Annotated in this window: 8 protein-coding genes; 3 read left to right on the forward strand and 5 right to left on the reverse strand. The window is 71.7% G+C overall.

The annotated features are described in order from the left end of the window. Positions 1-308: 308 nt before the first annotated feature. Positions 309-857, forward strand: coding sequence for a ribonuclease domain-containing protein (locus tag BMZ82_RS40120; protein WP_093770455.1), 549 nt, complete (start codon positions 309-311; stop codon positions 855-857). Between the two features lie 71 nt (positions 858-928). Further along, a complete protein-coding gene (locus tag BMZ82_RS00635; protein ID WP_093770457.1) occupies positions 929-1,267 on the forward strand; it encodes a barstar family protein in 339 nt (112 codons plus the stop codon). Here BMZ82_RS00635 and BMZ82_RS00640 read toward each other — a convergent pair. The 4 genes from BMZ82_RS00640 to BMZ82_RS00655 form a co-directional block, all read right to left on the reverse strand. Further along, positions 1,245-2,459, reverse strand: a complete 1,215-nt coding sequence (locus BMZ82_RS00640; protein ID WP_093770459.1) for a sensor histidine kinase — start codon at positions 2,457-2,459, stop codon at positions 1,245-1,247. The genes BMZ82_RS00635 and BMZ82_RS00640 overlap by 23 nt on opposite strands. Then, complete coding sequence (locus BMZ82_RS00645; RefSeq protein WP_093770461.1) at positions 2,456-3,205, reverse strand: response regulator transcription factor; 750 nt, start codon at positions 3,203-3,205, stop codon at positions 2,456-2,458. The genes BMZ82_RS00640 and BMZ82_RS00645 overlap by 4 nt, the downstream gene beginning before the upstream one ends. 42 nt (positions 3,206-3,247) lie before the next feature. Continuing rightward, positions 3,248-3,721: a hypothetical protein gene (locus tag BMZ82_RS00650; protein WP_093770463.1), complete on the reverse strand. Its 474-nt coding sequence runs from the start codon at positions 3,719-3,721 to the stop codon at positions 3,248-3,250. Positions 3,722-3,855: 134 nt separating this feature from the next. Beyond that, on the reverse strand, positions 3,856-4,590 hold the full coding sequence (locus tag BMZ82_RS00655; RefSeq protein WP_093770465.1) for a TioE family transcriptional regulator: 735 nt from the start codon (positions 4,588-4,590) through the stop codon (positions 3,856-3,858). Positions 4,591-4,648: 58 nt separating this feature from the next. Here BMZ82_RS00655 and BMZ82_RS00660 point away from each other — a divergent pair, with 58 nt between their 5' ends. After that, positions 4,649-5,848 carry an erythromycin esterase family protein gene (locus BMZ82_RS00660; RefSeq protein ID WP_093770467.1) on the forward strand — a complete coding sequence of 400 codons (1,200 nt, stop codon included), beginning with the start codon at positions 4,649-4,651 and terminating at the stop codon, positions 5,846-5,848. Positions 5,849-5,856: 8 nt separating this feature from the next. Here the strand turns inward: BMZ82_RS00660 and BMZ82_RS00665 are convergent, their stop codons facing one another. After that, on the reverse strand, positions 5,857-6,714 hold the full coding sequence (locus BMZ82_RS00665; protein WP_093770469.1) for a hypothetical protein: 858 nt from the start codon (positions 6,712-6,714) through the stop codon (positions 5,857-5,859). Positions 6,715-6,748: the final 34 nt, after the last annotated feature.

Consider the following 6,748-nt stretch of genomic DNA (forward strand, 5'->3'; position numbering starts at 1 on the left):
AACAGAACAGGGCGGATCGAACGGATCAGGGAGCCGCCATGTCCCCGGACGAGGCACTGGAGGAGCGGGGAGAGCCGGTGGAGCGGGGAGAGCCGGAGGGGTCGGTAGAGCCCGAGGGGCCGAACGCAAAGCACCCTAAGCACTCGCAGCACCCCGAGTACTCTCAGCAGCCTCAGCAGCCTCAGCAGCCTCAGCAGCCCCAACGACCCCTACAGTCCCCACAGTCCCAGCGGTCTCGGCGGTCCCCGCAGTTGACCTCATGCCGTCCCCGTCCACGGATCCGTGCCCGCCTGGCTGCGATACCGGCCGTGCTTCTTGGTCTCGCCGTCGGTAGCCTCACCGTCGGTGGGGCGTTCTCCGCCCTCGTCCAGGCTGCCGACGCCTGCGAGAATGGGGCCTGTCAGAGGTCCGCCACCCGGTGCCCGGCGAAGCCGCCGGCGCGGGGGCGCCAGCCGCCCCAGGTTTCCGATCAGCAGTGGCGTGGCGCTCTGGGCGCGGCCGACTTCTGGAACGCGCAGTTCCCGGGACGGGCTTGGCCCGGTGGCAAGGACCCCCACACACGAGGCTGGTACCACTTCGAGAGCGGTTCCCGGCCCGGCCGACAACGGCACGTCATCTACTACGGGGGCGTCTTCCCGGACCGGGAGCACCGGGTCCAGCGCCTGGAAGAGTCCCGGCACGTCCCGGCGAACCAGGCCAGCGGCGCGAACGACGTCTACCGCGAGTACGACGTCAACGCCCAGGCCGGCCACACCGGCCCCCGGGGCGGGGAACGCATCGTCCGCAACGTCCGCACCCACCACGTCTACGCGACGTTCGACCACTGCGGGTCCTTCCACTACCTGGGCCACTGGTAGCCGGCGAACTGCCTTCCCCTTCACCGAATCTCACCACCTCACCTCACCACCAGACCAGCAGGAGCGACGGAATGACATCAGCAGCATCGGCGGAGCCGCTCGTGAAGGAGGTGCGCGGCAGCCACTGCCGTACCACCCTCGACCTCTTCGCCGAGTGGGCCCGCGTACTCGACTTCCCGGACTACTTCGGGCACAACTGGGACGCCTTCGAGGAATGCCTGTTCACCACGGTCGAGTCGGCGGAGTCGGCAGACTCGGCAGGGGCGGCCGGGTCCGTCACGGTCGTCGTCCGGGACGCCGCGCAGCTCCTCGTGGACGAGGAACCGCGGCAGCTCGCGACCTTCCTGGCGATCGTCGACACCGTCGGCAAGGGCGGCGGCTTCTCCCTCAGGGCCGGTCGGGAAGAGTGAGCACCGCCTCCGCCCCGCCCTCGGGATGGTTGCGGAAGGTCAACTCGGCGTCCAGGACACGGGCCTGACCGACCGCGATCGTCAGGCCCAGACCGGTCCCGGCGCCCGGCGCGGTCGTACGGAAGCGCTGGGGTCCGGAGGTGTGCAGGACCGCGAAGAGATCCGGCGGGAAGCCCTCGCCGTGGTCGCGGACGCGGACGACCGGCCCGTCCACCTCGACCTCGACCGGCGGCGCGCCGTGCCGCAGCGCGTTGGCGGCCAGGTTGGTGAGGATCCGCTCGACGCGGCGCGGGTCCGTCGTCACCACCGTGTCGGCCACCACCCGCACCTCCACCCCCGCCAGCGCGGCCACCGCCCGCCGGGCCATCGCGCTGACCTGCCGCTGTTCGGTCTCGAGCGTCGCGACCTGCGCGTCCATACGGGCCACCTCCAGCACGTCCTCGACCAGCCCGCGCAGGTTCTGCACGGCGCGCGTCACCAGGTCCGAGGCGGGCCCGGGCGGCAGCAGACCGACCGCCGCCGACATGCCGGCGACCGGTGTGCGCAGTTCGTGCGCGATGTCGGCGGTCACCCGGCGTTCGGCCTCCAGCCGCGCGCCGAGCGCGTCCGCCATGGTGTTGACGGACGCGGACAGGCGGGCGATCTCGTCCCGGCCGTCGGGGTTGACCCGGGCGTCGAGGTCGCCGTTCGCGATGCGTTCCGCGGTACGGGCCGCGGCCGTCGCCCGGCGGCCCATCCGCACCCCGAGGAACAGTCCCGCCAGGGACACCAGGACGGTGGCGGTCGCGCCCACCGCGAGCAGGGTCCGGTCCAGCGAGGCCAGCGACCGGGCCTCCCGCGCGTAGGACCGCGACAGCGCGAGCACCTCGCCGTCGGAGACCCGGCTGGCCGCCCACAGGACCGGACGGCCGCCGTTCTGCAGGTAGGTCACCCGGACACCGCCGCGCACGGACTTCGCGACCGGGCCGGGCAGGTTCGGCGGATTGATCCGCGCCGGGGACTTGCGGGCGGCCGCGTAGTCGTACGCCGCGCTCAGCAACTGCTGGTCCAACTCCGAGCGGGCCGTGGCGAGTTGGTTGGCGGCGGTGATGTGGTGGACCAGGACGCCGACCGCGGCCGCCACCGCCACGGCCGCCGTGGCGACGGCGAGGGCGACCTTCGTACCGACGGTCACGGCCTTGGGCCGCCTCATGCGCGCAGCTTGTAGCCGAAGCCGCGCACCGTCTCGATCCGCTCCCGGCCGATCTTGGCGCGCAGCCGCTGCACATGGACGTCCACGACCCGGGTGTCGCCGGACCAGGCGTAGTCCCACACCCGCTCCAGGAGCAGATCCCGGGTGAACACCATCCCGGGCGAGGTGGCGAACTCCCGCAACAGCTTCAGCTCGGTCGTGGTCAGGGCGAGGGACTGCTCACCCCGGCGTACGGCCAGGGTCACCGGGCAGAAGAGCAGGTCCCCGAACCGCAGCGGAGCGGGTGCGGAGGGTGCCACGCCCGTCGCACCCGTAGCGCCCGTAGCGCCCGTCGCACCAGCCATGGGTGTCGCGGACGCCGTGGCCGTCGCCGCCGTCTCGACCGGCGTCACGCGGCGCAGCAGGCAGCGGATGCGGGCGACCAGCACCGGCCCGTCGAAGGGCTTGGTCACGTAGTCGTCGGCGCCCGCCTCCAGGCCCATCACCACGTCCACCGGGTCGTTGCGCGCCGAGATCAGCAGCACCGGCACACCCGACTCCTCGCGGATACGGCCGGCCAGGCTCACCCCGTTGAGCCCCGGCAGCATGATGTCGAGCACCGCCAGGTCGGGCCGGTGTTCCCGGAACATGTCGAGCCCGGTCACACCGTCGGCCGCCGTACGGACGCGGTAACCCTGCGCCTCCAGCGTGAGCCGGGTGGCCTCACGGATCATCTCGTCGTCCTCGACCAGCAGGATGTCGGGCATGGGCGTCCTCTTCGGTTGGGCAACGTTGTCAGAAGGTCATGGTCAGGGTTTCGGGACATGCAGGCGCACGCTGCTCACGTCCTCCGCCCAGTGGGGCGCGGCCGCGCCGACGGGGGTGACGTACGCCCGGCTGTAGTACGCCGCGTACTGGCGCTTCACTAGCCCTTCGAACACGATCGTGACCGCGTAGTCGGGATAGTCGCCGTGCGGACAGCCCGACCGGCAGGGCAGATCGAGCACGCTGCCGGTGCCGATGGCCCGGGGCGAGCCCCAGTTCCGCCACGTCACGCCCCACAGAACGGTGTGGCCGGTCAGGTCCAGCCCGTCCGGGTGCTGCCAGGCGAGCGACTTCCAGTCCAGTACGTACACCGGCCCCGACCACGGGATCCGGGACGGGGCGGGCCCCTCGACCCGGATCCCGCCGCTCGCCGCACCGCACCCGGTCAAACAGACCAGCACGCAGGCCAGCAGACAGGCGGTGAACGAGACACCGAGCGCCGAACGACGAAATGCCATGCGCGTCCCCCCCGTGCGATGAATGATCCGTCTGAATCGTGCATGTCGTGACATGAACCTTGGGTTAACTCGCCCCGTGATTTCCGCAACAGCAACCACACCCCGCGATCGCGCATCAGGGCCCGAACGGGCTGTCAGGGACCGGATTCCTCCGCCGAGGCAGGCGTCCGGCTGAGGTAGGCGTGCAGTGCGGCGGCGCCGGTGAGCATGGCGTGGCTTCGAGCCGAGAGGCGGGCATGCCAGTCGCGCAGCGTCGACTCGAGCGGCGCGATGCCTCCGGCGGAACGGACCTGGGCGATCAGCGCGGCGACCTGTTCCAGCAGGTAGCCGCCCCGTCTGAGCTGATGGGCCAGGAGCGCGTCGCGCACGTCGGCGGCGCTGTAGACCCGGTAGCCCGTCCGCGGGTCGCGGCGCGGCCGGACCAGTCCGGCGCGTTCCCACTTGCGCAGGGTGGCCGGGCGGATGCCGAGCCTGTCGGCCAGTGGGCCGACGAACATCTCGCCGCGTTCCTGCGGCAGGGGTTCGAGGTCGCCGATGGCGGCTTCGACTGCCTGGAGGGTGCGGCGGTCGTCGAGAAGCTGGGCGTGACTCTCGTCGATGAGTCGCAGCGCGTCCTCGGTGGCGCCCCGGTTGACCGCCTGCATGATCGCCGTGGCCGTCTGGTGGCCGTGTCCGGGCACGAGGGCGAGGAACGCGCGCAGGGCCCGCGCGTGCAGCGGCGTGTAGGTGCGGTAGCCGTGCGCGGTGCGCGCGGCGGCCGGCAGGATCCCGGCCGCCTCGTAGTTCCTGACCGCCTGGGTGGACAGACCGTGCGCGCGTGCCAGATCAACAGGCCTGAGCCGACCACTGCTTTGAAGGTTTTTCCGCACTGTCCTGCCACGATCGACGAAAAGTTTCCACCGTTGGTTCAACGATACCGTTGAAGGCATGACCGCTGCCATCACAGAAGCCGCCCAGGCCGTCACCCCCGCCGCCGTCCTGGGGTTGCTCCCCGCCCGGCCTCGACTGCTGGCCCTGGGCGAGCCCACCCACGGCGAGGACGTGCTGCTCACCCTGCGCGACGAACTCTTCCGGCAGCTCGCCGAACAGGAGGGCTACCGGACGATCGCGATCGAGAGCGACTGCCTGATGGGCCTGGTCGTGGACGACTACGTCACCTCGGGCACCGGCACCCTCGACGACGTCATGGAGCGCGGCTTCAGCCACGGATTCGGCGCGTCCGCGGCCAACCGCGAGCTGGTGCGCTGGATGCGCGCCCACAACGACGGCCGGCCCGCGTCACAGCAGGTCCGCTTCGCCGGTTTCGACGGCCCGCTGGAGATCACCGGCGCGGCGAGCCCTCGGCAGGCCCTCACCGCACTCCACGGTTACCTCGCCGCCCGGGGCGACGCCGACCTGCTTCCCTGCACCGCGGACACGCTCGAGCGCCTGCTCGGCGCCGACGACCGGTGGACCGATCCCGCCGCGATGACCGACCCGTCCCGGTCCGTGGGGCGCACGCCCGACGCCGAACGACTGCGGCTGCTCGCCGATGACCTGGTGGCCCTGCTCGACGCGCAGACGCCCCACCTGATCGCGGCGTCCTCCCGGGAGGACTGGCACCGGGCACGCCTGTACGGCCGTACCGCCACCGGGCTGCTGCGCTACCACTTCTGGATGGCCGACACGTCACCCGTCCGCATGGCGAGGCTGCTGGACCTGCGGGCTTCGACGATGGCCGCCAACCTGCTCGCCGTCGCCGAACGAGGACCGGCGCTGGTGTACGCCCACAACGCGCATCTCCAGCGGGCCAAGAGCACGATGCGGATGGGGGACATGTCGCTGGAGTGGTGGAGCGCCGGCGCGATCGTGAGCGCCCGCCTGGGCGGGGAGTACGCCTTCCTGGCCACGGCCCTCGGCACGATCCCCCACCAGGGGGTGGACGCCCCGCCCCCGGACACCGTCGAGGGGCTGCTGTACGCCCTCCCGCAGGAGCGTTGCGTCGTCGACGCCCGCCGACTGGCCGCTGCCCTCGCCCAGGTGGCGCCGGCTGCCCGAGTCTCCCCCTGGTTCGGCTACGCCCCACTCGATCCGGCCCATGTGGCCGGCACCGACGGGATCGTGTTCGTCAAGGACGTCCGGCGGTAGCCCCGGTCTCAGAAGCCCCCCTTGAGGAATTCGTCGTCGGACGTGGTGGACGTTGCGGTGACGTTGTAGCGGTCGCCGCCTGCGTCCCGGTTGCCCTGGGCGTGGTTGTACTGGAGCTTGAAGACGTAGGTGCCGGGGCTCAGGGTGATGCCCGACTTCAGGGTCATCACGTAGTCCACCTCGCTGCCGCTCGCGGCGGAGGCCACCGTCACCTGGTCGCCCAGGGAGGTCCAGGTGCCGGTGTTGACGACTCCGCCGGTTTGGATGATCTTGACGACGACCTTGAGGCTGCTGAGGGACTTCGTGGACTTCACGGTGACGATGCTCTGGTCCCAGTAGCTGTTGTTGTCCGTCGTGTCCACGCTGCCGTCGGACCAGAGGTAGCCGGTCGGCGTGGTCGGCGAGGACGTCGTCCGGTGCGACCCCGTGTCCGGGGACTCGGCGGTCGTGCCGCTGTCGCCACCGGTCGTGCCGGAACCGCCGGAGCCGGAGCCTCCGCCGGACGTGTCGCCGCCGGCGGCGGGGAGCGGGGCGGTGCCGGAGGTCTTGTCCTGCTTCGTGCCGGCCGGCGCGCTCGAGTGCGCGGTGGCGGTCGGCGCGCCGCTGCCGCCCGCAGCGCCCTTCTCCTTCGTGCCGGTCTTCTTGGCGGAGGCGGTGGTCACCTTGTCCGGGCCGCCGCTCCAGTCGATCCGGGAGATGACCGCCGTGGCCCCGACGAGCACCAGGACCACGGCCACGGAGCCGCCGACGGCGTTCCAGACCCTGCGGCCGGGCAGGAACCCACGCAACGGCGTCCGCGCCTTGCGGGCGAACAGTTCGGCGAACTCGCTGTCCGAGCGGGTCGGTCGATCGGGCGTCTGCGGCATGGAGCGGGTCCTTAAGGGAGAGTCAGGGCTGGGG

Origin of the sequence: Streptomyces sp. yr375, from assembly GCF_900110755.1 — a bacterium.
Classification (GTDB): Bacteria; Actinomycetota; Actinomycetes; order Streptomycetales; family Streptomycetaceae; genus Streptomyces.

Bases quoted from the DNA above. Each gene is read 5' to 3' on its own strand.
- BMZ82_RS00645 (WP_093770461.1), bottom strand. From the start codon at position 3,205: ATGCCCGACATCCTGCTGGTCGAGGACGACGAGATGATCCGTGAGGCC.
- BMZ82_RS00640 (WP_093770459.1), bottom strand. From the start codon at position 2,459: ATGAGGCGGCCCAAGGCCGTGACCGTCGGTACGAAGGTCGCCCTCGCC.
- BMZ82_RS00665 (WP_093770469.1), bottom strand. From the start codon at position 6,714: ATGCCGCAGACGCCCGATCGACCGACCCGCTCGGACAGCGAGTTCGCC.
- BMZ82_RS00660 (WP_093770467.1), top strand. From the start codon at position 4,649: ATGACCGCTGCCATCACAGAAGCCGCCCAGGCCGTCACCCCCGCCGCC.
- BMZ82_RS00635 (WP_093770457.1), top strand. From the start codon at position 929: ATGACATCAGCAGCATCGGCGGAGCCGCTCGTGAAGGAGGTGCGCGGC.
- BMZ82_RS00650 (WP_093770463.1), bottom strand. From the start codon at position 3,721: ATGGCATTTCGTCGTTCGGCGCTCGGTGTCTCGTTCACCGCCTGTCTG.